Below are 23796 nucleotides of genomic sequence, written 5' to 3'. Positions count from 1 at the left end.
TGCGTCTTCCCTATGTTCTTGTTTGGATTGGAAATTCAGAGACGAATTCAGCACCCATTGTGCTGACGAATCCGGCCGAGTTCAAGCCATCCTGCATCATCCCCGTTATGACTTTGGACTGAGAATGGCGCGGCGCACAAAAGCGCGGGCCTGCTTGGGCCCGCGCCTCGGCGCGATGGCGAGGGCCTACACGACCAATATGTCGTGCTGATTGAGCAGCACGCCATTCTGGACGGTGACCAATGCGACCGCCGCGCCTCGCGTCCCGTCGGCGCTGTAATAGAGCGTCTGGTTGCCGGTGTCGAAATGGAATTGGGAGGATCCCGAGAACACATCGTCGCCTGAGGTTTCGAACGTCACCTCCATCCCAGCCATCAACCCGCCGCCAAAGCCGCTCGCCGAGACCGCGATCCGGTCCTGCTCGGTGACGTTGTTGAAATCGCCGACCGTGCTCGGACCGGACGGCTGGAGGAAGGCGAAGATGTCGTTATCACCGCCGCCGGTCATGGCATTGCCAGTCGCTGTGGCGATCAGGACGTCGTTGCCGCCGCCTCCGCTCATCGTCTCGGACCCGTTGGTGGCAATCAGGATATCGTCGCCGCCGGTCCCAGCCAACGCGGTCGCGCCGGCCGCGTTGTTGAGGATGGTCGCGCTCGCAATATTGGACGAGGTCGTCGTGCCGTCGGAGGTCGTGTAGCTGAACGAGCCGCCGAGCGTCGCGTCATCGCTGAAGAAGGCATTCCCGAAGCTGAAGGCGCTGCCGCGGGAGCTTGTGGTGATCGTACCGAGCGAAAGGCGGTCGATCGTGTCGGGGTCGGTGTCGTTCAAGGCGAGCGCCCAACTGGGGATCTCGACCGTCGCGCTGGCGCCGACGTCGGTGATGACAGTCTCGCCGACCGCAGTCGGCGCGTCATTGGTGCCGATGATGGTGACGGTGACGTCCTGCGTGGTCGAGCCGCCATTGTTGTCGGCGATCGTCACCAGATAGTCCTGGGTCAGCGTCTGCCCCTGCGCCAGGAACTGGATGTCGGCATTGTTCACCGTGAAGTGCCAGGCGACGGTTCCGGCGCCGGCGGCCTCGCTGACCGGATCGAGCGAGAACGTGCCGACATAACCGCTGTCGCTCGGCACGAAGCTTGCGCTGTGCGTATCCCCGGCGTCGACGTCGGAGAACGACAGCGCGCCTTCCGTGGATTCGGTGACCGGTCCCGTTGCCGGACTGACGTTGACCGAATCGAGGATCATGCCGGTGCCGTCGTCCTCATAGGAGAACTGCAGCAGCGTGGACGACAGCAAGCCGTCGCCGAGCACGTCGAAGGAATAGTGGTTGACGCCGGACGGCACGTTGGCGAGCGACAGGATCGTCACGCCGTCCCACGACACCGTGAACGGCGCGTTGACACTCTCGGGATCGCCGATGACGTCGAAGCTGACGAAATAGTGCTGGCCCGGCGCGGTCGCGACGTTCTGCGACAGCGTTTCCGGGCTGCTGTTCGCGAGCAGCTCGACCGAGTAATGACCGAAGCTGCCGCCGAGCTCGAGTTGTGCGACGCGGATGTGTCCGCCGCCGCTCACTGTCCAATTGGCGAAATTGCCGGCTTCGAAATCGCCATTGAGGATCACCGGTGGGCCGGCATCCTCGGTGACCGATCCGCTGAGATTGGCCGCCGTGACCTGCGGATTGTCGTTGGCGCCGGCGATGTCGAAGGTCAGCGTGGTCGAGGCCTGATGGCCCTGGCCGTCATCGACGGTAAAGGTGAACTGGTCGGTGACGCCGTCGCCGGCGAGAAGCGCGTCCACCGAGGAATCCGCGACATAGCCGTAGGAGCCATCGGCGTTGAGCACCAGCGTTCCATGCGCACCGGCGACCGCATTGCCGACACTGGCGGCGCTGCCGTTGACCTCGGTGATGGTCCGCGGCGTGCTCGAGTCCACCGGCTGCGTGATGTCAAAGATGGCGCCGGTCGCGATTGGCGTGCCGGCGTCAGGGCCCGCGGTATCGGACGCTGCGATCGTCAGCGGCGTCAGGACCAGCGGATCGGCGGCACCATCGATCGTGACGGTGACGGTCTGGGCCGAATTGACGAAGCCGTCCCAGACGTTGACAGAATATTGCACCGTCAGCGTCTCGCCGAGGCTCAAGAAATCGAGATCGGCATCGGCGATGCTGAAAGTCCAGTCGATGCTGCCAGAGCCGTTGCCAGCGGAATCGTGCAGCACCGTGGCGAGCGCCGATTGCAGGTCCACCAGCGTCTGCGCCGGGACGGCGAAACTATTGGCCGACCACACTGCGGAATCCAGCACCACGCTGACCGAATGCGTGTCCGACAAATCGACGTCGCCAAAGCTCAGCGTGCCCGTCGGCACCGGGCTCGTCGTATCGGGCGACGGCGATCCGGTCACCCCCGGCTGCTCGGACAGCGCGGCGGATCCCGGTCCGCTCGTGATCGCCGGCGCGTCGTTGGCGCCGGCGATGACGACGGAGACGGTCTGCGTCGCGCTGGTCGAGCCGTCCGCGACCGTGACGTTATAGGTCACCGTCAGCGTCTCGCCAGCGGCGAGATAGTCGAGATCCTGATCGGCAATCGCAAAATCCCAATCGATGCTGCCGCTGCCGGTGCCGGTGGAATCGTGCAGCGTCGTCGTCAGCGCCGCAGCGAGATCGGCCTGTGTCGCGGCTGGCGGCGTTGGCCCTGAGGCCGAGTCCAGCGTCACCGTCACTGTGTGCGTGTCGCTGGTGTCCTCGTCGGTAAAGGCCAGCGTGCCGGCCGGGGTCGTCGGCGTCGTATCGAGGACGGGGGAGCCGGTGGTGGCGTCCTGCTCGGCCACGGTGGAGGATTGTGGACCACTCGATATCACGACGGGCTCATTGACACCGAGGATCGTGATGGTGACGTCCTGGGTCGTGGCGGCCCCGGAGGGATCGGTGACGGTGACGTGATAGACGAGCTTGAGCGTCTCGCCGCCGTTGAGGAAATTGGCCGAGGAATTTGGAAACGCGAAATTCCAGTCGACCTCGCCGATCAGATGGCCGGTCGAGTCCTGGAGCGAGGTGCCGAACGCGGCGAGCAATTGCGCATTCGTCAGGGGTATCGCGCCGCCGCCCGAGCGGCTCGCCGTGACCGTCGTCCAAACGGTGTGCGCGTCGGCGAGATCGATGTCGGTGAAGACCAGGCTGTCATGCGCGGTGAGATTGCCGCCCGGGTCGACATTCTGATCTTCGACCAGAGCGGCCGATTCCGGGCACGACAGGAACAGCGGCCTGTCGTTGGTGCCGACCACCGTCACGGTGACGGTTTGAGTGGAAACTCCGCCGGCATGGTCGTCGAGCTGCACGGTGTAGGTGATGTCGAGATGCTGGCCAGCGGCCAGATAATCGAAGGCGAGATCGGGCGCGGAGAAGGTGGTGTTGATGGTGCCGGTCGAGGAGCCGGAAGCCTTGACGACGTTGTCGACGTGGAAGAACGACATCAGCTCGGCATAGCCGAACGGCCCCGGCAACAGGCCCGCGGTGGCGCCGGAGGCGGAGACGCCTGTCACGGTCGCGGTGTGCCCGGTGTTGGCGAGGTCGTCGTCGGTGAAGTTGAGCGCGACGTGAACCGTGTCGGGAGAGAGCGACAGCGTCTGGTTGGTCTGCTCGGCGACGGTTGCCGCCGCCGTCGTCATGTTGATGACGGGCTTGTCGTCGGTCCCGGTGACGGTGATCTTGACCGTCTGGATGGCGAAGCCGCCGTGATTGTCGAAGACTTTGATGTCGTAGGTCAGGACCAGCGTCTGGTTCTTGGCGAGGAAATCGAAATCCTCATCGGCGTCGCTGAAGCTCCATTTGAGCTGGCCCGAGCCGTTTGCATCGCTCAGGATCTGCGATTGCATCGCGCTCTGGAAATGGGCGAGCGAGGCCGCCGGGACGGTCGTTCCGCCTGACACCACCGCGGAATGCAGCGTCGCCGACGTCGTATGGGTGTCGGTCCTGTCGCTGTCCCTGAAGCTCATGGTCCCGGACAGCGTATGCAGCGTGGTTGAATCGTTGAGGTTGGCAAATTCGGTGAAGCTGCCCGTTGCGGACGACGAGGTGAAAACCGGCGTGTGGTTGGTCATGGAAAAATCCCTGCCTGCGTTGCCATGAAGGCGTCGCCGCATGAGGTCGCGGCGACGTGACTGATCGGTCCGAGAAATCAGACGTGACTCAACGGTCTTGGCTTGTTCGCGAGATCGTGCCTGGCGTCGGGATGGTCAGCAGCAATGAATTCGGCGCGGCTCGCGTGGTCGAACGTACTTCGTTAGTTTTTCAGTACAATGACTTCTGGTTGCAGCGTTGCCAGCGAGAAACGACTGACCTAACCGATTCGGAAAATGGGCGATAGCGTGCAACCTCAGTGATCTTATTCCCTAGGTTGCAGTAGCGTCAATGTCGATGCGAAAGCCACATGGCGCGGCTCTAGTAGAGCGGAACCAATTGAAAAATTTGCCACAACCCTGCGCGTCGTGAACGACTGCCGACACATGTCAGCCGTCGTTTTCAATTTTCTTGCGCCGAGGCGCATGCAGCAGCGCGTGAAGTGTTGCCGCTACTTGCCCTTCCAGACGGGTGCGCGCTTGTTGAGGAAGGCGTCCATGCCCTCGCGGAAATCTTCGCTCATATAGGCCTTGAGGATGAGGTCCTCGCCCTCCTCGCGCGACAGCGTGCGGCGGATGCGGCGCACCGCTTCCTTGGTCGCCTCCAGCGTCAGCGGCGCGTGGCTGGCGACAAGCTTTGCAGTCTCGTCGGCGCGGCGTTGCAGCGTTTCGACGTCGGGCACGACCTCGTTGAGCAGGCCGAGTGCCAGCGCCTCCTGCGCCTCGACCAGGCGCGCCCTAAAGATCATATCCTTGGTGCGGGCGGGACCAACCAGCGCGACGACGCGGCTGATATTCGACATCGACAGGCAGTTGCCGAGCGTGCGCGCGATCGGAAAGCCCATCCGTGTCGTCTCGGTGCCGATGCGAAGATCGCAGCAGGCCGCGATGCCGGCACCGCCGCCGGTGCAGGCGCCGGCAATGGCCGCGATCACGGGCACGCGGCACTGCTCGAGCGTGCCGAGCACGCGATCGATCCGCGCCTCGTAGTCGAGCGCATCCTGCGCGGTCTTGAAGGCGCGGAATTGCGAGATGTCGGTGCCGGAGGCGAACGCCTTGTCGCCGGCGCCGGTCAGGATCAGCGCCTTGATCGAGCGATCGGCGTTGATCTCCTGGCAGATCTCCGCCATGCGGTCATACATGGCGAAGGTCATGGCGTTGCGCGCCTGTGGGCGGTTGAAGGTGATCCGCGCGATGCCGTCCTGGACGGAGTAGAGCAGGTCTTCGTTGGCAGTCGCAGGTAGGTTCATCGCGCGTCTCTTCTTCGTTATGCTGGTTCAGGCCACCTGAACCGCTAAGCCTAAGCCACCTGGGCCTTCGTCATCGGCACCACGTCGCGTCCCTTCAGGACGTCCATGGCCGCCAGCACGCCGCCGCTCCGGTGCGGGATCTTTGCAAGATCGAGGCCCATCTCGACGCCGGCGAGCGTACCCATCAGCATCAGATCGTTGAAATGTCCGATATGGCCGATGCGGAACACCTTGCCCTTGACCTTGTTCAGGCCGGTGCCGAGCGACATGTCGAAGTTTTCCAGCACCACCTTGCGGAAGGCGTCGGCGTCATGGCCCTCGGGCACGCGCACGCCGGTCAGCGCCGGCGAATGCGCGGCGGGATCGGCACACTGGGTCTCCAGGCCCCAGACCTTGACCGCAGCACGCGTCGCGGCGCTGTGGCGCTTGTGGCGGGACCAGACGTTCTCCAGCCCCTCCTCCTCCAGCATCTTAACCGCTTCACGCAGACCGTAGAGCAGGTTGGTCGCGGGCGTGTAGGGGAAGGTGCCGAGCTTGTTGAAGCTGATGACCTCCTGCCAGTCCCAGTAGGAGCGCATGCCCGGGTTGGCCTTGGCGACGGCGAGCGCCTTCTCGGAGACCGCGTTGAAGCCGAGGCCCGGCGGCAGCATCAGTCCCTTCTGCGAGCCCGCAACGGAGACGTCGATGCCCCAAGCGTCGTGCTCATATTCCATCGAGCCGAGGCCGGAGATGGTGTCGACCATCAGCAGCGCCGGATGCTTCGTGCGGTCGAGGATCTTGCGCGCTTCCGCGGGCGGCGTCACGCAGCCGGTCGAGGTCTCGTTGTGGACGACGCAGACCGCCTTGATCGCGTGCTGCTTGTCGGCAGCGAGGCGCTTCTCGATCTCGGCGAGATCGGCACCATGGCGCCAGTCGCTCGGGATGAAGTCGACGTCGAGTTTGAACTTGTCGGCGATGCCGCGCCACAGCACGGCGAACTGGCCGGTCTCGCACATCAGGACCTTGTCACCAGGCGCGAACACGTTGACCATCGCTGCTTCCCACGCGCCGGTGCCGGACGAGGGAAAGATGATCACGGGCTGCTTGGTGCGGAACACGCGCTGCATGGCAGCGAGGACGGCGAAACCGAGCTCGGCGAACTCCGGACCGCGATGGTCCAGCGTCGGCATGTCCATCGCCCGCAGCACCCGATCGGGCACGTTGGTCGGTCCTGGAATCTGTAAGAAATGCCTTCCAGTATGCACGGTCATCGGCGTCCTTCCCGGTCTAGCCTTGGTTTGGTGGGCGCCGAATAGCACCATTTGACCGGCTTGTCCTCTCCTCCAAAAGGGGTCGTCCGCGCAAAACGGCCGGCCTGCCCCCTCCACCGCCGCGCGTCGCGACCACCCTTACGTGCCGACCACCTTCAGATGCGGCGAGGCATTGCCCTGCGGGCGCTGCTCCAGGAGCTTCATCGCGACGTCGACACCGCCGGAGCGATGCGGCACGCCGGCGACCGACAGGCCCATCTCGACGCCGGTGAGCGCGCCGAGCAGCGTCAGCGCGTTGCATTCGCCGAGGTGACCGATGCGAAAGACCTTGCCGGCGACCTTCGACAGGCCCGAGCCGAGCGACATGTTGTAATTGTCGAGCACCACTTTCCGGAACTGATCGGCATCATGCCCCGGCGGCATCAGCACCGCGGTGAGCACCGGTGAGTACTCGGCCGGCTCCTGGCAGAGGATCTCGAGGCCCCAATGATTCACGGCGGCGCGCGTTGCGGCTGCGAGCCGTTGGTGGCGAGCGAACACGTTGTCGAGTCCCTCTTCGAGCAGCATCGCGATCGCCTCGCGCAGGCCGTAGAGCAGATTGGTGGCGGGCGTGTAGGGGAAGAAGCCTTTTGCGTTCGGCTTGAGCATCTCCTCCCAGTCGAAATAGGAGCGCGGCATCTTGTTGGTCCTGGACGCCGCCAGCGCCTTCTCTGAGATCGCGTTGAAGCCGAGGCCGGGCGGCAGCATGAAACCCTTCTGCGAGCAGCTGACGCTGACATCGACCTTCCACTCGTCGTGGCGGTAGTCGATCGAGCCGAGCGAGGAGATGGTGTCGACCATCAAGAGCGCCGGATGCGACGCGCGGTCGATCGCGGCGCGGATCTCGGCGATGCGGCTGGTCGCGCCGGTCGAGGTCTCGTTGTGCACGACCATGACGGCCTTGATCGCGCGCGCGGTGTCCTCGGCAAGCTTTGCCTCGATCACCGCGGGATCGGCGCCGCGGCGCCAGTCGCCAGGGACGAAATCGACCTCGATGCCGAATCGGCCGGCCATCTGCCGCCACATGGTGGCGAAATGGCCGGTCTCCACCATCAGCACCTTGTCGCCCGGCGACAGCGTGTTGACGATCGCGGCCTCCCAGGCGCCGGTCCCCGACGAGGGGAAGATCACCACGGGGCCCTTGGTCTGGAAGATCTTCTGGCTGCCTTCGAGCACTGTGCGGCCGAGCTCACCGAACTCCGCGCTGCGGTGGTCGATAACAGGCATGTCCATGGCGCGCAGGACGCGCTCGGGAACCGGGCTCGGGCCCGGAATCTGAAGGAAATGGCGTCCCTGATGCATGAAAAACCTCCCTGTCGACGGGTTCTGGCCGGCTCAGCCAGGTATTTTGCATTCATTTTTTGTCTCTTCAATCGAAATCTGGTATCCGATTGTGGACGTCGACGCGACCAAACGGGCAAACTACTGTACTCCAAATGAAATCCACGATTCCCGATACCGGGGTCCCGATCACCCCGCCCGCCGGCAATGGCGGCGACCGCCAGGAGGCCTCGCTTCACGGCGAGATCCTGCTGCGGCTGCGCGACTACGTGGTCGAAGGCAACATTCCCGAGGGCGCACGGGTTCCCGAGCGGCAGCTCTGCGAGATGCTCGGCATCTCCCGCACGCCCTTGCGCGAGGCACTGAAGGTGCTCGCCGCCGAGGGCCTGATCGAGCTCTTGCCGAACCGTGGCGCGCGGGTCCGCCAACTCAGCCAGCACGACCTGGAAGAGCTGTTCGACGTCATGGCCGGACTGGAAAGCCTGGCCGGGCGGCTGGCCTGCGAGGCCATCACGGATGCGGAAATCACCGCGATCGAGCAATTGCATTACGAGATGTACGGCCACTATCTGCACCGCGATATGCACGGCTATTTCCAAACCAATCAGCGCATTCACGAGAGCATCGTCGCCGCCGCGCGCAACGAGACGCTGAAGACCGCCTACGCCAGCTTTGCCGGGCGGATCCGTCGCGTCCGCTACTCCGCCAATTTCGCCCGTAAGCGGCAGCGCTGGGCGGAGGCGATGCGCGAGCATGAAGCTATTCTCGATGCGCTGCGCCGCCGGGCTGCGAGCGAGCTCAGCGACATCCTGTTCCAGCACCTGCGCAACAAGCGGACGGCCGCAATCGAGCACCTGACCGAGCCCCAAGAGGGCGCGCCGGCCTCGCCTTAAGGGGCTCGGCTTGCTGATTTTGCATTCATAATATAATCGGTCTGGAACCATAATGAATAACTCAGCAAGGCTGAGCCTCGCTGGGGCAGTCCGGGATCAGGGATGACCAACGCCTCCTCGCTCGAACGGCGCCTGCGCGCGGAAATGACCGGCGACGTCCTGTTCGACGGCTTCAGCCGCGGCCGCTACGCCACCGACGCCTCGTTCTATCAGATCATGCCGGCCGGCGTGGTGGTGCCGCGGACCATGGACGAAGCGCGGCGGGCGCTGGCGATCGCCCGCGACGAGCGGATGAAGGTCACCCCGCGCGGCGGCGGCACCTCGCAATGCGGCCAGACCGTCAATGACGGGCTCGTGATCGATCTCTCCAAGCACCTGAACCGCATCCTGTCGCTCGACGTCGAGGGCCGCACCTGCATGGTCGAGCCCGGCATCGTGCTCGACGACCTCAACCGCCAGCTCAAAACGCACGGCCTGTGGTTTCCGGTCGACGTCTCCACCGCCTCCCGCGCCACCATCGGCGGCATGGCCGGCAACAATTCCTGCGGCGGCCGCAGCCTGCGTTACGGCACCATGCGCGATAACACGCTCTCGATGGAGGCATCGCTCGCCGACGGCACGCTGAGCCGTTTCGGCGAGGTCTCGCGCGATCTCTCGGACGTCGAGGCGCCCGGCAGCACCCGCGCGCTGTTCCGCCACATGCTCGATCTCGGCACGCGCGAGGCCGAGGAGATCGCCGCGCGCTTTCCGAAAGTGCAGCGCCGCGTCGGCGGCTATAATCTCGATGCCCTGGTGCCGCGCAACGCGCCGAACAACATGGCGCATCTCCTGGTCGGGTCGGAAGGCACCCTCGCCTTCACCACCAAGGTCGAGCTGAAGCTCTGGCCGGTGATCCGCAACAAGGCGCTCGGCGTCTGCCATTTCGGCAGCTTCTACGAGGCGATGGATGCGGCCCAGCATCTGGTCAAGCTCAAGCCGATCGCAGTCGAGCTGGTCGACCGCACAATGATCGCGCTCGGCCGCGACATCGCGATGTTCAGGCCGATCATCTCCGCCGCGATCAAGGGCGATCCGGATGCCGTGCTGGTGGTCGAGTTCGCTGAAGAAGATCAGGCCGACAATCTGGTGCGCCTTAAGCAGCTCTCCGAGCTGATGGGCGATCTCGGCTTCGGCTGGAACAACGAGGCGCGCAAATGGGGCGGCGTGGTCGAGATCACCGAGCCGGCGTTGCAGAGCGGCATTGCCGATTTCCGCGCCGCCGGTCTCAACGTCATGATGTCGATGAAGCAGGAGGGCAAGCCGGTCTCCTTCGTCGAGGACTGCGCCGTGCCGTTGCCGCATCTCGCCGACTACACCGCGCGGCTGAACGAGGTGTTCGCCAAGCATGGCACCAGCGGAACGATGTATGCGCACGCCTCCGAGGGCTGCCTGCATGTGCGTCCCGTGCTGAACCTGAAGCTCGAAAAGGACGTCAAGGCGATGCGCGCCATCGCCGAAGAGGCGTTTGCGCTGGTGCGCGAATACAAGGGCTCGCATTCCGGCGAGCATGGCGACGGCCTGGTGCGCTCCGAATTTCACGAGACGATGTTTGGCGAGCGTCTCGTCTCCGATTTCAGGCAAGTGAAGCAGCGGTTCGATCCCGCCGGGGTTCTCAATCCCGGCAAGATCGTCGATGCGCCCAGGATGGACGACCGCTCGCTGTTCCGCTTCAAGCCGGACTATCGCGTCGGCGAGCTGAAGACGAAGCTCGACTGGTCGGCTTATCCCGGCGCCGGCGGCGGCTTCCAGGGCGCGGTCGAGATGTGCAACAACAACGGCGCCTGCCGCAAGCTCGAAGGCGGCGTGATGTGCCCGTCCTACCGCGCGACGCGCAACGAGAAGGACGTCACGCGAGGGCGAGCGAACACTTTGCGTCTCGCGATCTCCGGCCAGCTCGGCCCCGACGCGCTCGCCTCCGACGAGATGATGGAAACGCTCAAACTCTGCGTCTCCTGCAAGGCCTGCCGCCACGAGTGCCCCACCGGCGTCGACATGGCCAAGATGAAGATCGAGGTGCTCGCCGCGCGCGCCGCCTCCCATGGACTGACGCTGCGTGACCGCCTGGTCGGCTATCTGCCGCGCTATGCCGGCCTTGCTTCGCGCTTCGCGCCGCTGGCGAATGTGCGCAACAGCAGCCCGCTGATGCGAAAGCTGTTCGAGCGCTTTGCCGGCATCAGCGCGCGCCGGGCGCTCCCCGCCTTCCGCAGCGATGTGTTCGTACCGCCCGCCGAAAGCGTTGGCCCGGAGACCGGCCGCGAGGTCGTGCTGTTCGCCGACACTTTCAATCGGGTCTATGAGCGCGAGAACCTGGACGCAGCGCTGCGCGTGCTCGCGGCTGGCGGCTATCGCGTGCATCTACCAAAACCTGCGAGCGGTAGCCGTCCACTGTGCTGCGGCCGCACTTTCCTCTCTGCCGGTCTCGTCGACGAAGCCAAGGCCGAGCTCGACCGGCTGGTTTTGGCCTTCGCGCCGTTAGCGGCACGCGGCGTGCCGATCGTCGGCCTCGAGCCGAGCTGCCTGTTGACGCTGCGCGACGAGCTTTCGTCGCTGCGCAAGGACAACGACGCCAAGGCGGTCGGTGCCCACGCGCTGACCTTCGAGGAGTTTCTGGTGCGCGAGGCCGAGGCCGGAAGGCTGCAACTGCCGCTCGGGACCGTCGCCGACAAAGCCGTTGTGCACGGCCATTGCCACCAGAAATCCTTTGGCGCCTTGAAGCCGGTCGAGCAGGTGCTGCGCCTCGTCCCGGGCCTCAAGGTCGATACCATCGAGTCCAGTTGCTGCGGCATGGCCGGCGCGTTCGGTTATGGTGCGGACACTTATGATGCCTCGATCGAGATGGCCGAGCTGTCGCTGCTGCCGGCCGTGCGGCGCGCGGACCAGGATACGCTGGTCGTCGCCGATGGCACCTCCTGCCGGCACCAGATCCATGACGGCACGCAACGCGAGGCGCTTCACGTCGCACGCGTGCTGGCGATGAGCCTCGATCGCGCCAAGACCCATTCCACTTCTCAAGCCGCAAAGGAAACCAGCCATGGCTGACCTCACGCTCGACACCGCCCGCAAGATCCTCGACGCCGCCTTCGCGAAGGCCGGCGAGCTCAAGCTGAAGCCGCTGGTCGTCATCATCCTCGATGCCCGCGGCGTGCTCAAGCTCGCCGCCGCGCAGGACGGCACCAGCCTGATGCGCGGCGAGATCGCCCACGGCAAGGCCTATGGCGCGCTCGCCATGGGCGTGGGCTCGCGGGCCCTGTTCCAGCGCGCGCAGGAGCAGGCCTATTTCATCGACGCCGTGAACACGATCGCAAAAGGCGCGCTGGTGCCGGTCCCCGGCGGCGTCTTGATCATGGACGGCGCAACGCTGCTCGGCGCCGTCGGCGTCTCCGGCGACACCTCCGACAACGACGAGGCCTGTGCGGTGGCGGGCATCCAGGCGGCGGGGCTGAAGGCGAATGCGGGGTAGACTCATTCCTGAGCGCGTTCGCGCTAAACCATCTCCGTCACCCTGAGGTGGCCGCTTCTTCAGTGGCCCTCGAAGGGCGACGGCCCGGCTGCATCTCGGCCGTACATCCTTCGAGGCTCCCGATGGGGCGCGACGCGCCCCATCACTCGCACCTCAGGATGACGGATAACAAGCAGTTCGAACCAGCTCGGCCCCTCTACCTTCCCGTCCAGACCGGCTTGCGCTTCTCGCTAAACGCCTTCAGCCCTTCCTTCGCGTCCTCGGTCATCGCGAGCAGCGCGATCTGGCTTTCGGTGTAGGCGATGCTCTCGTCGAACGACATCGCAGCGATCGCGCGCATGGCGTATTTGCCGCGGCGGATCGCTGTCGGGGACTTGTCGACGATGCGGCCGATCAGCCAGTCGACCTTGGCGTCGAGCTCAGCCGTGGGCACGACGTAGTTGAGGAGGCCCGCGGCCTGCGCGGTCTTGGCGTCGAACGGTTCGCCCGTGAGCGCCCATTCGTTGACGAGACGCGGCGGCGCGATGCGCTGGAGCAGACTCAGCACCTGCATCGGGAACACGCCCACCTTCACCTCGGGCAGGCCGAAGACGACGTGATCCGCCGCAATCGCCATGTCGGTCATGCAGAGCAGGCCCATGCCGCCGGCCATGCAGACGCCACTGATGCGCGCAATCGCAGGCTTGGTGGCGTTCTGCGACAGCCGCAGCAGATCGGCATAGTCGACATTCGGCTTGGAATGATCCATCGCGAAGGCCGCGCCGGAATTCTGCAAGTCCGCGCCGGCGCAGAACGCCTTGTCGCCCGCGCCCGTCAGCACGATGACGCGGACATCCTTATCGTCGTGCGCGTCGCGATAGCCTTTGCTGATGCCGGCGATGACGTCACCGTTCAGCGCGTTGCGCTTCTCCGGTCGGTTGATGGTGATCCAGAACGCCTGCCCGCGCTTCTCGGTGATGACAGCTGTGGTGTCGGTCATGGCACGCTCGCTTCCTTAGCTCCCGTTTGCAGCCATTTGCGGCAGCTTGGGCGAGAGGTGCAAGCGCAAACTGCGGCGCGGCGCCGCTTTAGCGCCTCGACACAAATTACGCCGCGATCGCGGGCGCGCTCAGGCGACCGCTCTCCGGATCCAGACCTTGTTGTCGTGGAACGCGGCGCCGCCGATCGGGGCGATGGTGTCCGCACCCGTCAGCGTGTTGATGCCGCGGCCGCCGATGTGGCCCTTGTTCGGGTGAACGGATTCGGCGATCAGCACGCCGCGCCGCACGCCCTCGAACAGCGTCGCGACCAGCGTGGTCTCGCCGCGGCTGTTGCCGAGCGTCACCGCATCGCCATCGGCGATGCCAAGCGCGGCCGCATCGAGCGGATGGATCATCACGCTGGCCCTGCCCTCGCGCGCCTGCGAGGACGGCGTCTCGTTGAAGGTGGTGTTGAGGAAGCTGCGCGACGGGCTGGTGGCGAGCCGGAATGGATGGGCCTGATCGGTGTGCTCGATCACCGCCCAATGGTCCGGCAGATCAGGCATCTTGTCGAAATCGCCCATCGTCTGGCCGAACGGCGGATGCGCCCAATCGGCTTTGAAATGGAATTTGCCGTCGGCATGAGCGAAGCCGTCGAGATAATGGGATGTGCGGAAATCCGGCTGCAGGTCGCGCCAGATATCGGCTTCGAGGCCGGCGATGTCGCCGTGATTGCTAAGCTTCAGCGTCGCGTCGATCAATTCGCGCGGCGTCATCTCGAAACCGGGATGCTTGGCGCCGAGCCGCCGCGCCAGCGCCTGCAGCACCTCGTGGTTGGAGCGGCATTCGCCTGGCGGGTCGATCAGCTTCGGCCCGACCGAGATGTGCTGGTGGCCGCCGCCGTAATAGAGGTCGTCGTGCTCCATGAACATGGTCGCCGGGAGCACGATGTCGGCCATTTGCGCGGTCTCGGTCATGAACTGCTCGTGCACCGCGACGAACAGATCCTCGCGCGCAAAGCCCTGGCGCACCAGCGCCTGCTCCGGCGCCACCGTCATCGGGTTGGTGTTCTGGATCAGCATCGCCTTGACCGGGCCTTTGCCTTGGAGCGCTTCGGCGTCGCCGGTGAGGATGCGGCCGATCTGCGACTGGTCGAGCGCGCGCGTGGACTTGTCGATCGCGTCGTGGCCTTCGATGATGGATTCGTTGAAATGCCACAGCGCGTAATTGTTGAAGAAGGCGCCGCCGCCTTCATATTGCCAGGCGCCGGTCACCGCGGGGATGCAGAGCGCAGCATGCATCTGCGTCGCGCCGTTGCGCGAGCGGGTGAAGCCGTAACCGAGGCGGAGGAAGGTCCGCTTGGTCTCGCCGACCGCCTTGGCAAAGGCCTCGATTTCCGCCACCGGCACGCCGCAAATGTTCGACGCCCATTCCGGCGTGCGCGTCTTCAGATGCGCCTCGAGCTCGGCCGGGCAGTCCGTGTATTTGTCCATGTAGGAGCGGTCGGCATAGCCGTCGCGGAACAGGACATGCATCACGCCGCAGGCGAAGGCGCCGTCGGTGCCGGGGCGCAGGATGATCTTGATGTCGGCCTGCTTCATGGTCTCGTTGTCGTAGATGTCGACCGCCGCGATTCTGGCGCCGCGCTCCTTGCGGGCGCGGGAGGCGTGCGTCATCACGTTGACCTGGGTGTTGACGGGATTGGTGCCCCAGATCACCACGAGATCGGACAGCGCCATCTCGCGCGGATCGACGCCGGCGATCTTGCCGGTGCCGATCGCATAGCCGATGCGCGCGACGTTGGCGCAAATGGTCTGATAGAAGCGCGAATATTTCTTCACATGGGTGAGGCGGTTGAGGCCGTCGCGCATCACGAGGCCCATCGTGCCGGCGTAGTAATAGGGCCAGACCGATTCCGCGCCGAACTCGCGCTCGGCCTGATTGAACCGCTCCGCGATCTCGTCCAGCGCCTCGTCCCAGGAGATGCGCACGAATTGCCCGGAGCCCTTCGCACCCGTTCGGCGCATCGGATAAATCAGCCGTTCGGGGTGATGGATGCGCTCGGCGTAACGGGCAACCTTGGCGCAGACCACGCCGGCCGTATAGGTCTGCTTTTTCGAACCGCGGACGCGGCCGATGCTGCGGCCCTCGACCACCTCGACATCGAGGGCACAGGCCGAGGGGCAATCATGCGGACAGGTCGAATGGCGGATTTCGATCTTGGCGTGCTGGTTCATGTCCCAGTTCGTAACACCAAAATACCAGCCAGCCGAGCGCATTTATCCGGCAAGCCCCATGCGATTTGCTCAAAGCGCACGCGCCGCAGGTTCCTGCTGCGATCGCGAAGACGGCTCGGTCAGGTCGAACAATGGCCGTTGCGCGCAGGCGCAATCCCGTACGAGCGGTGCCTGCCCTACTTATGCAGCTGGGTGAGCCCGGTCGGCGGGCCGTCGACGGCGGTCCAACCGCCATCGACGAACAGCGTGCTGCCGCTGACATAGCTCGCGGCGTCGGAAGCGAGATAGGCCACGGCGGCGGCGACCTCGTCGGCGCTGCTCCAGCGGTTGAACACGGTGTGGCCGGCGTAAAGATTGTAGATGTCGGGGCGCTGCTTGAACGGGCCGGTCAACGCGGTCTCGGCGATGCTGGGCGCGATCGCGTTGACGCGCACGCCGGCATGGCCGACCTCGGAGGCGAAGCCCTTTACGAGAAGACCGATCGCTGCCTTGGTCGAGCCGTAGACGCCGAGGCCCGGCTCGATGGTGACGGCGCGCACCGAGGAGCAGGCGATGATGCTGCCGCCCTTCTGCTCGACCATGATGCGGCCGAAAGCCTGGAAGAACCACACCGTGCCCTTGACGTTGAGGTTGAGGACGCGGTCGAGATCCTCCTCGGTGTAGTCGAGGATGGTCTTGCGGATGTTGAGCCCGGGCGTCGTCACCGCGATGTCGAGCCGCGGGAATTTCTGCATCACGGTTCTGGCCAGCGCGTTGACGTCCGCAGCGCTTGCGGCGTCGCAATTCGCTGCTTCCGCCCAGCCGCCCTTGTCGCGAATGCCGGCGGCGGTCGCCTCCGCCGCATCAAGCGCGCGATCGGCGCAGACGACGCGGGCACCGAGCCCGGCCAGCGCCTCGGCCGACGACTTGCCGATGCCGGAAGCGGCGCCGAGAACGATCGCGGTCTTGCCGGTGAGATCGAATAGCTTGCGATAGTCCGTCACTGATAGCGTCTCCCTGGTGCTGCTAGCCCTTGTAGCCCATCAAGAGGCGCGGCAGCCACAGCGAGAATGCAGGGACATAGGTCACGAACATCAGAGCTGCGATGAGCGCAGCGTAGAACGGCAGGATGGTGCGCATCACGGCACCAACCGAGATGCCGCCGATGGCGCAGCCCACGAACTGCGTGGTTCCGACCGGCGGCGTGTTGAGGCCGAGCGCGCAATTGATCAGCATCAGCATGCCGAACTGCACCGGATCCATACCCGCCTTCATCGCGATCGGCAGGAAGATCGGAGTGCAGATCAGGATGGTCGCGGCCATGTCCATGAACGTGCCGAGCACGAACAGGATGATGTTGATGAGCAGGAAGATCATCCAGGGCTGCGTCGACACCTTGCTCATGAGGTCGCCGGCGAAATCGGCGACTTCGTAAAGCCCCATCAGGTACTGGAACATGGTGGAAACGCCGATCAGCAGCAGCACCACGCCCGTCGTCTTCACCGCCTTGGCAGCGGCGCGCAGGAAGTTGCCCCAGGTCATGGTGCGGTAGATGAAGAAGGTCAGCAGGATCGTGTAGGTGACCGCGATGGCCGCCGATTCGGTTGCCGTGAAGACGCCGGACAGGATGCCCGCCAGGATGATGCCGACGATCAGCAGTCCCGGCAGTGCGGCCGCGAGCGAGCGGAAGACCTCGGCCCAGCCCGGGAACTTGCCGGCGGGATAACCGCGCTTCACCGCGACCGCGTAGGCGGCGACCAGCATGCACACCATCAGCACCAGTGCCGGCAGGAGGCCCGCGGCGATCAGCGCGCCGATCGAGACCTTGCCGCCGGCCGCCAGCGCATAGATGATCATGTTATGGCTGGTCGGCATCAAGGCTCCGACCAGCGAGGCGTGGGTGGTGACGTTGACGGCGTAGTCGGTGTCGAACCCCTCTTTCTTCATCATCGGGATCATCACCGCGCCCATCGCCGAGACGTCGGCCACGGGCGAGCCGGAGACGCCGCCGAAACAGCGTGCAGGCGACCACGTTCGACATGCCGAGCCCCCCGCGGATGTGTCCGACAAGATTCTTGGCGAGCTGCACGATCTTGTCGGCGACGCCGCCGTGCAGCATCAGCTCACCGCTGAAGACGAAGAACGGGATGGCGAGGAACGAGAAGATGTTCATCCCCGACATCATCTGCTGGAAGATGACTGCGACCGGCAGGCCTTCGTAGAGGATGGTGCAGATCGCCGACAGGCCGATCGCGAAGGCGACCGGCACGCCCAGGATCAGGAAGCCGAAGAAAGTGGCGCCGAGAATGATCAGTTCCATGAGGGGACGACCTCTTCGCCGCGCAGGAGAGCAATGATGTGCTCGATGGAGAAGGAGACGATCAGGATCCCGGAGGCGGTCAGCGGCACATAGCGGATGACCTCGGGAAGGCCGAGATTGGGGATTTTCACGGTGCCGACCGATGCCCCGAGGATCCAGCCGTTATAGGCCATCGCAATGCCGAACACGGCCACCAGAACGTGGATCACGATCTCGATCTTCTCCCGCAGGTGATCGGGAAGCATGACCAGCAGACTGTCCATGCCGATGTGCCCGGCATCGCGCACGCCGACGGCGGCGCCGATCAGCGTGACATAGAGGATGAGGACCAGCGCCAGGTTCTCCGTCCAGGTCGGGCTGGAGTTGAGCACGTAACGTCCGAACACCTGGTAGAAAACGATGGCGACGATGACGAGCAGGCCCGTCACCGACAGGTACATGCCAAGGCGCGCGACGGGAGCATTGATCCGCGACAGCAAGCCGGTGGACGGGCGCGCCGCTACGGCCCCCTGCTCGTGGCTTGCGACGTGTGGGTCTGTCATCCCGCGCCTCCTTGCGGGATCCGGTGCCGCCTCGCAGCGACGCCGGATCCGGTCCTCGCCCTGTCTTACTTCGTGTCCTGGATCCGTTTGACGAGGCTCTGCAGCTTCTCGTCGCCTGCGAACTTCTGGTACACCGGCTTCATCGCGTCGACGAACTCCGCCTTGTTGGCGATCGTGACGACCTGAACGCCAGTCGCCTCGACAGTCTTGCGGGAGGCCTGCTCACGCTCGTCCCAGAGCTTGCGCATGACGGGCACCGATTCCTTGGCCGCCTTGCGGATCATGGCCTGATCATCCTTGCTCAGCGTGTCCCAGACCTTCTTCGACATCACGAGAACTTCGGGAGCGAGGGAGTGCTCGGTGATGTTGTAGAACTTGGCGGCCTCGAAGTGACGCGAGGATTCATAGGACGGCCAGTTGTTCTCGGCAGCGTCCACGAGGCCGGTCTTGAGCGCGGTATAGACCTCACCATACGGCATCGGCGTCGGGTTGGCCCCGAGGCTCTGGATCATGCCGACCCACAGGTCGGACTGCTGGACGCGGATCTTCAGCCCCTTGAGGTCGGCGAGCGACTTGACCGGTGCCTTGACGGTGTAGATCGACCGCGCGCCGCTGTCGTAATAGGCAAGGCCGACCAGGCCTGCGGGCTCCATGGCCGCCAGGATCTCATCGCCGATCGGGCCGTCGAGGACGGTGCGCATGTGCTGCGTATCCCGGAAGACGAAGGGCAGGCACAGCGCGATGGTCTCAGGCACGAAATTGTTCAGCGGCGATGCGTTGATCCGCATCATGTCGAGCGCGCCGATCTTGAGCTGCTCGATCGTGTCCTTTTCCGAGCCCAGGGCGCCATTCGGAAACACTTTCACGCCGAGCTTGTTGCCGCTCGCCGCCGCGAGCTGCTTGCCCATGAACTTGACAGCCTCGACGGTCGGGTAATCGGCGGGGTGGACGTCGGCGGAGCGGAAATCGCGTGCGGTCGCCAGGGGCGCTGAGACCGCCAGTGCAACGGCTGTGATGATACCGGTGAGCGTCTTCATCTGGGCTTTCCTCCTGGTCGATTGGATTGATTATATCGTTGTCGGGCCGGCTGCAGGCCGCCTTGGGTCGCTCCACTTCAGGTGTGAAGTCAAGCGCCATTGTCGTCCCTAGGGCGGGGCGGCATTCTCTGTCCAAGCCAAATCCGGCATCGATCGATGCAAGAGTTGCATCGATCGATCTGGCGCAATTCATGTGGACGACCAGCCGGGTTGGCGTCGCCGCCACGTGACTTGACGCTGCGAATGGCGGCCCCTCAAGATGGCGGAAACTCCGGACCGCCTTGAGGAAATGCCCATGCCGCGGAAGCTAGTCGATATCTCGGTGCCGCTTGCAAACGACGTGACCGCCGATCCGCCCGGCAATCACCCGACGATCCAGTATATCGATCACCAGCAGGGCCTGCCGCGCATGCTGCAGTTCTTCGACGGCCTCAAGGCGAAAGACCTTCCGGACGGCCAGGGCTGGGCCGTCGAGCAGGTGTCGCTATCCACCCACAATGGCACCCATCTCGATGCGCCCTGGCACTTCCATCCGACCATGAACCGGGGCGAGCGGTCATGGACCATTGACGAGGTACCGCTGGAATGGTGCTTCCAGCCCGGCGTGAAGCTCGACTTCCGGCATCTGCCCGACGGCTACGTGGCGAATGCCGAGGATGTCGAGAAAGAGCTGAAGCGCATCGGACACACGCTGTCGCCGCTGGAGATCGTCGTCGTCAACACCAACGCCGGCGCAAGATTCGGCAAGGCCGATTACGTCAATTCCGGCTGCGGCATGGGTTATGAAGCCACCATGTATCTGCTCGAACGCGGCGTGCGCCTGACCGGCACCGACGGCTGGAGCTGGGACGCGCCGTTCGTCTACACCGCGAAGAAATATGCCGAGACAAAAAATGCGAGCCTGATCTGGGAGGGCCACAAGGCGGGACGGCACGTCGGCTATTGCCATCTCGAGAAGCTGCACAATCTCGACCAGCTGCCTTCGACCGGATTCACGATCTCGTGCTTTCCGGTGAAGATCGAGCGCGCCTCCGCGGGCTGGACCCGCGCCGTCGCCATCATCGACAATTAGGCGAAAGGCGTCACTCGCCGTCGAGGCCGCTCTCGGTGAGCTCGCGCAGCGCGTCGGTATCCAGCACGACGATGGCGCCGTGCTCGAGGCGGACCCAGTTACGGCCGGCCCAGGCGCGCAATTGCTTGTTGATGCTCTCGCGCGTCATCCCGACCATCTCGCTGATCTCCTGTTGCGTGATGGCGAGCGTGCCGCTGCCGGAATCGAGCTTGCGCTCCTCGGTGAGACCGAGCAGCGCACTCGCAAGCCGGCCCGGCAGATTCTGCAGGATCACCTGCTCGACCTGCTGACTGGTCCAGCGCAAACGCGCGCATAGCAGCTCGATGAATTTCATCGCCAGCGCCGGCTGGCTCTTTACGAAGGGCAGGAAGTCCCGGCGGTCGATGATATAAAGCTCGCAATTGGTATTGGCAGTGGCGTCGGCCGACCTGGGCGCGCCGTCGAGCACTGCGATCTCGCCAAAGATCTCCCCGGGGCCGATCAGATTGAGAATGGCGTTCCGCCCATCCGGCGACGAAGAGGAGATCTTCACCGTACCCGAGATCACCGCGAACAGATTGTTGCCGGGATCGCCCTTGGCGGCGATGGTCGCACCGCGTTTGACGGTGGTATGCTTGGCGTAGCGGCAGAGCTGGTCGAGCGCCTCCGGCTCCAGATCCGCGAAGATCGGGTGCTTGCGCAGGACCGATAGTTTGTTGCCCGCCGACTGTCGGGGATCGCCGGTCTTGTCCTGAGGCACGCCGCGGCTCCTAAGACTGCGAGGCACTGGGGTTCCTGCGTAGTCAACGTTACCAGGCTTTTCAACCGGAAAGCATGGACACAGTTTTAGGCATTTGCCGTGAAAACGCCGTGAAGGCGCATCCGAGGGATGCGCCGATGCATTTGGGGCGATGCAGAGTTGCGGGTTACGCAAGCCGTGGTTGCGTTGATGCGCTGCCGTACGGCCGAGACCGGCCGGGCAAGCACCCGGTGGAGCCGGCGTCATTGATCGGGATCAAAATCGGCGCCCGTTGCCGACGGAATGTCAGGCCGCGGCCAGGGCCTCGACACGCGCGGCGTCGCGCAGGCTGATGCCTCCATGGAGGATCTCGATCACACCCTGACGCTCCAGCTTGGTGAAGGTGCGGCTGACGGTTTCGATGGTCAGGCCGAGATAGTCGGCGATGTCCTGGCGGCTCATCGGAAGCGGTACCGTGTCGGACAGGCCCTTGAGCGCGACCAGCCGCTCACGCCAGCCGAGCAGAAAGGTGGCGACCTTCTCGTCGGCCGAGCGTCGGCCGAGCAGGACCATATGGTCGCGAGCCTGGCTCAACTCGCGAATGGCCAGCTCGTTGATCCGCCTGAGCAGCTGCGGCCGGTCATCGATGAAACGGCTGAAGGGCGCTTTTGCGAACTGGCACACGTTCACCACGCCGATCGCATCGGCCGAAAAGTTGTGCCGGCCGGACAGATTCATCCCCAGGAAATCACCGGGCAAGGCAAAGCCGACGATCTGCCGCCGGCCATCGGGCAGCAGCTTGTACAGCCGCATGACGCCTTCGAGGACGTTGTAGAACGAGGTCGTGATGTCCTCCTCGGAGAACACGGTCTCGCCCGAGTCAAAATGGACGCGGCGTCCGAGATGCTCGAATTCCCTGAGCTCGGCCGCATCCAGCGACGAACAAACCGCAGCCCCGCGTACGGCACAATCGTCGCAAAAATGCCCGTTCGGCTCAATCGTGACCACGGAAGGCTTCATCCACCGCTCCTCGCGTCGGCTGACCCCGACACCAAGCCGTGTCCACCGCGCGGCTGCATTTTACTGCACCGCGCCACAGCCGATTGACTCAGATCAAATTTGAGTGGCATCCGCGTCTTATTCTGCCTCCACGGTTCGACGGGATCACTTTTCCATGCTGCAAAGCGCACTGCGTCACGGCCTGATTGGGCTGCTTCTGATTACGCCTGCGCTGGCGGCCCCGACGGCCGAACAACGCGGCAAGGCTTTTGCTCGGGCCAATTGCGCACGCTGTCACGCGATCGATCGCGTCTCCAAAAGTCCGCTCGAGATCGCGCCTCCGCTGCGCACTCTGCATCGGCGCTATCCGGTCGACAGCCTTGGCGAGGCGCTGGCCGAGGGGATCTACACCGGTCATGACGACATGCCGGTCTTCGCGCTCAGCCCGGACCAGATCCACGACCTGTTGTCCTACCTGAAGACGCTGGAATAGTCCGCCTCACACCGCCTGCACGGTCCACCCGATCAGCTCCTTCGCGATGCGCGCGAAGGCCGCATCGAAGGCGGCGACTGAAGCGGCCGGTTCGACCTTCTCGAGCTTTTCGCTGGCCTCGATGAGGCGCGAAGCGATCACCTTGCCGTTCTTGTCGACGATCCGCGCCGACAGTCCGATCTCGGCCCGAGTCTCCCCTTCCGTCGCGATCCGAAAGCGCCGGATATCGACCAGGAGCTGGTAATCCGCCTGCCCGAGATCGCTCGTGCGCAGCGGGGCGTGGGCGATGTCGTAGTTCTCGAAGCAATCGATCAGGCGCGCCTGCACCAATTTCGGAATGCTGTCAGCCCAGAGGAAATCGGCAAAGCCCGGCCTGTCTCCGCTGGGCGCGAACAGCATGCGCTGGGTCTGCAGCATTGCGACCGCCGTCGGCTCGGGAATCGCCAGTGACGCGGACAGCGTCTTGCCGGCCGGTCCGAGATTCTGTGGTGTGCGCAGGTCGTAGGTGATCTTCTGCGCGGGCGTGCCGCCGCCGGTCATCTTCTCGAGGCCCGCCAGGATGCCGTCGATCTTGCCGGTGTTGCGCGCGAGCCCGTCGGAGAAGGTCTTGAAATTCGCCATGGTGTCCTTCAGCGGGCCGGAATTGTCCTGAAGCACCATGTCGACCCGCCGCAGCGCATCGCGCGCGGCCTGCGTCATGCTCTGGCCGGCGCCGGCCTCCGCGATCAAGGTCGGGAGCTCGCCGGACTTGGCGACGATCACGCCGCCCTCCAACGTCACCACCGGCACGCCGGTCAGGCCCTGGAATTCGAGGCCGACCTTGGTGTCGGTACGGACCGGCGTCGCCGTGGCAACCGAGATCGTCGCATTGACGAAGCGCGGGTTGTCAGGCGCGAGCCCGAGCTGGGTCACCTCTCCGACGCGAATGCCGTTGAACAGCACGCCGGCGCCGACCAAGAGGCCAGGCACCGGCCCCTGGAATTGCACATGGTAATTCGTGCGCGGGCCGATGCCGCCGGTGTTGTTCAGCCAATAGACGAAGCCGAACACCGCGAGGATCGCGGCCAGCACGAAACTGCCGATCAGCACGTAGGGAGCGCGGGTTTCCATCT

17 protein-coding genes and 1 pseudogene are annotated in these 23796 nt (G+C 64.7%); 5 read left to right on the top strand and 13 right to left on the bottom strand.

Features of this window, described 5'->3' with window-relative positions; genetic code table 11:
- Positions 1-186: 186 nt before the first annotated feature.
- The 4 genes from ACVIIV_RS18735 to ACVIIV_RS18720 form a co-directional block, all read right to left on the bottom strand.
- Positions 187-4098 carry a beta strand repeat-containing protein gene (locus tag ACVIIV_RS18735; protein WP_456745470.1) on the bottom strand — a complete coding sequence of 1304 codons (3912 nt, stop codon included), beginning with the start codon at positions 4096-4098 and terminating at the stop codon, positions 187-189.
- 470 nt (positions 4099-4568) lie between these two features.
- A complete protein-coding gene (locus tag ACVIIV_RS18730; protein ID WP_456745469.1) occupies positions 4569-5366 on the bottom strand; it encodes an enoyl-CoA hydratase/isomerase family protein in 798 nt (265 codons plus the stop codon).
- A 50-nt stretch (positions 5367-5416) separates the two neighbouring features.
- Positions 5417-6616, bottom strand: a complete 1200-nt coding sequence (locus ACVIIV_RS18725; protein WP_456745468.1) for a pyridoxal-phosphate-dependent aminotransferase family protein — start codon at positions 6614-6616, stop codon at positions 5417-5419.
- Positions 6617-6754: 138 nt separating this feature from the next.
- A complete protein-coding gene (locus ACVIIV_RS18720; RefSeq protein ID WP_456745467.1) occupies positions 6755-7957 on the bottom strand; it encodes a pyridoxal-phosphate-dependent aminotransferase family protein in 1203 nt (400 codons plus the stop codon).
- A gap of 134 nt (positions 7958-8091) precedes the next feature.
- Here ACVIIV_RS18720 and ACVIIV_RS18715 point away from each other — a divergent pair, with 134 nt between their 5' ends.
- The 3 genes from ACVIIV_RS18715 to ACVIIV_RS18705 all read left to right on the top strand — a co-directional run bounded on the left by ACVIIV_RS18715 (position 8092) and on the right by ACVIIV_RS18705 (position 12328).
- Positions 8092-8829: a GntR family transcriptional regulator gene (locus ACVIIV_RS18715; protein WP_456745466.1), complete on the top strand. Its 738-nt coding sequence runs from the start codon at positions 8092-8094 to the stop codon at positions 8827-8829.
- Between the two features lie 102 nt (positions 8830-8931).
- The gene (locus ACVIIV_RS18710) at positions 8932-11907 is read left to right on the top strand and encodes an FAD-binding and (Fe-S)-binding domain-containing protein (RefSeq protein WP_456745465.1); all 2976 of its coding nucleotides are present in this window, start codon (positions 8932-8934) and stop codon (positions 11905-11907) included.
- On the top strand, positions 11900-12328 hold the full coding sequence (locus ACVIIV_RS18705) for a GlcG/HbpS family heme-binding protein (protein WP_456745464.1): 429 nt from the start codon (positions 11900-11902) through the stop codon (positions 12326-12328). Before ACVIIV_RS18710 ends, ACVIIV_RS18705 begins: the two co-directional genes overlap by 8 nt.
- A 196-nt stretch (positions 12329-12524) precedes the next feature.
- On the opposite strand, the gene ACVIIV_RS18700 is transcribed toward ACVIIV_RS18705, so the two are convergent.
- From ACVIIV_RS18700 to ACVIIV_RS18675, 6 genes and pseudogenes are all read right to left on the bottom strand, one after another.
- Complete coding sequence (locus ACVIIV_RS18700; RefSeq protein WP_456745463.1) at positions 12525-13307, bottom strand: enoyl-CoA hydratase/isomerase family protein; 783 nt, start codon at positions 13305-13307, stop codon at positions 12525-12527.
- Between the two features lie 129 nt (positions 13308-13436).
- The gene (locus ACVIIV_RS18695; protein WP_456745462.1) at positions 13437-15524 is read right to left on the bottom strand and encodes a molybdopterin oxidoreductase family protein; all 2088 of its coding nucleotides are present in this window, start codon (positions 15522-15524) and stop codon (positions 13437-13439) included.
- Positions 15525-15700: 176 nt separating this feature from the next.
- The gene (locus ACVIIV_RS18690; protein WP_456745461.1) at positions 15701-16507 is read right to left on the bottom strand and encodes an SDR family NAD(P)-dependent oxidoreductase; all 807 of its coding nucleotides are present in this window, start codon (positions 16505-16507) and stop codon (positions 15701-15703) included.
- Between the two features lie 22 nt (positions 16508-16529).
- Positions 16530-17823: pseudogene (locus ACVIIV_RS18685) on the bottom strand (TRAP transporter large permease).
- Positions 17814-18365 carry a TRAP transporter small permease gene (locus tag ACVIIV_RS18680; protein WP_456745460.1) on the bottom strand — a complete coding sequence of 184 codons (552 nt, stop codon included), beginning with the start codon at positions 18363-18365 and terminating at the stop codon, positions 17814-17816. The pseudogene ACVIIV_RS18685 and the gene ACVIIV_RS18680 overlap by 10 nt, the downstream one beginning before the upstream one ends.
- A 65-nt stretch (positions 18366-18430) precedes the next feature.
- The gene (locus tag ACVIIV_RS18675) at positions 18431-19402 is read right to left on the bottom strand and encodes a TRAP transporter substrate-binding protein (protein WP_456745459.1); all 972 of its coding nucleotides are present in this window, start codon (positions 19400-19402) and stop codon (positions 18431-18433) included.
- Between the two features lie 295 nt (positions 19403-19697).
- Here ACVIIV_RS18675 and ACVIIV_RS18670 point away from each other — a divergent pair, with 295 nt between their 5' ends.
- Positions 19698-20474, top strand: a complete 777-nt coding sequence (locus tag ACVIIV_RS18670) for a cyclase family protein (protein ID WP_456745458.1) — start codon at positions 19698-19700, stop codon at positions 20472-20474.
- Between the two features lie 10 nt (positions 20475-20484).
- Here ACVIIV_RS18670 and ACVIIV_RS18665 read toward each other — a convergent pair whose 3' ends face one another.
- Positions 20485-21213 (bottom strand): Crp/Fnr family transcriptional regulator, encoded by a 729-nt coding sequence (locus ACVIIV_RS18665; protein WP_456745457.1) that lies wholly within the window; start codon positions 21211-21213, stop codon positions 20485-20487.
- Positions 21214-21498: 285 nt separating this feature from the next.
- On the bottom strand, positions 21499-22212 hold the full coding sequence (locus tag ACVIIV_RS18660) for a helix-turn-helix domain-containing protein (RefSeq protein ID WP_456745456.1): 714 nt from the start codon (positions 22210-22212) through the stop codon (positions 21499-21501).
- 154 nt (positions 22213-22366) lie between these two features.
- On the opposite strand from ACVIIV_RS18660, the gene ACVIIV_RS18655 reads away from it, so the two are divergent.
- A complete protein-coding gene (locus ACVIIV_RS18655) occupies positions 22367-22684 on the top strand; it encodes a c-type cytochrome (protein ID WP_456745455.1) in 318 nt (105 codons plus the stop codon).
- A 6-nt stretch (positions 22685-22690) separates the two neighbouring features.
- On the opposite strand, the gene ACVIIV_RS18650 is transcribed toward ACVIIV_RS18655, so the two are convergent.
- The gene (locus ACVIIV_RS18650; RefSeq protein WP_456745454.1) at positions 22691-23794 is read right to left on the bottom strand and encodes an ABC-type transport auxiliary lipoprotein family protein; all 1104 of its coding nucleotides are present in this window, start codon (positions 23792-23794) and stop codon (positions 22691-22693) included.
- Between the last annotated feature and the right edge of the window lie 2 nt (positions 23795-23796).

Source organism: Bradyrhizobium sp. USDA 4354, assembly GCF_054060315.1.
The sequence above is the reverse complement of the archived record's forward strand: the minus strand, read 5'-3'. Positions and strand labels throughout refer to the sequence as shown.

Bases quoted from the DNA above. Each gene is read 5' to 3' on its own strand.
- ACVIIV_RS18735 (WP_456745470.1), bottom strand. From the start codon at position 4,098: ATGACCAACCACACGCCGGTTTTCACCTCGTCGTCCGCAACGGGCAGC.
- ACVIIV_RS18730 (WP_456745469.1), bottom strand. From the start codon at position 5,366: ATGAACCTACCTGCGACTGCCAACGAAGACCTGCTCTACTCCGTCCAG.
- ACVIIV_RS18725 (WP_456745468.1), bottom strand. From the start codon at position 6,616: ATGACCGTGCATACTGGAAGGCATTTCTTACAGATTCCAGGACCGACC.
- ACVIIV_RS18720 (WP_456745467.1), bottom strand. From the start codon at position 7,957: ATGCATCAGGGACGCCATTTCCTTCAGATTCCGGGCCCGAGCCCGGTT.
- ACVIIV_RS18715 (WP_456745466.1), top strand. From the start codon at position 8,092: ATGAAATCCACGATTCCCGATACCGGGGTCCCGATCACCCCGCCCGCC.
- ACVIIV_RS18710 (WP_456745465.1), top strand. From the start codon at position 8,932: ATGACCAACGCCTCCTCGCTCGAACGGCGCCTGCGCGCGGAAATGACC.
- ACVIIV_RS18705 (WP_456745464.1), top strand. From the start codon at position 11,900: ATGGCTGACCTCACGCTCGACACCGCCCGCAAGATCCTCGACGCCGCC.
- ACVIIV_RS18700 (WP_456745463.1), bottom strand. From the start codon at position 13,307: ATGACCGACACCACAGCTGTCATCACCGAGAAGCGCGGGCAGGCGTTC.
- ACVIIV_RS18695 (WP_456745462.1), bottom strand. From the start codon at position 15,524: ATGAACCAGCACGCCAAGATCGAAATCCGCCATTCGACCTGTCCGCAT.
- ACVIIV_RS18680 (WP_456745460.1), bottom strand. From the start codon at position 18,365: ATGACAGACCCACACGTCGCAAGCCACGAGCAGGGGGCCGTAGCGGCG.
- ACVIIV_RS18675 (WP_456745459.1), bottom strand. From the start codon at position 19,402: ATGAAGACGCTCACCGGTATCATCACAGCCGTTGCACTGGCGGTCTCA.
- ACVIIV_RS18670 (WP_456745458.1), top strand. From the start codon at position 19,698: ATGCCGCGGAAGCTAGTCGATATCTCGGTGCCGCTTGCAAACGACGTG.
- ACVIIV_RS18660 (WP_456745456.1), bottom strand. From the start codon at position 22,212: ATGAAGCCTTCCGTGGTCACGATTGAGCCGAACGGGCATTTTTGCGAC.
- ACVIIV_RS18655 (WP_456745455.1), top strand. From the start codon at position 22,367: ATGCTGCAAAGCGCACTGCGTCACGGCCTGATTGGGCTGCTTCTGATT.
- ACVIIV_RS18650 (WP_456745454.1), bottom strand. From the start codon at position 23,794: ATGGAAACCCGCGCTCCCTACGTGCTGATCGGCAGTTTCGTGCTGGCC.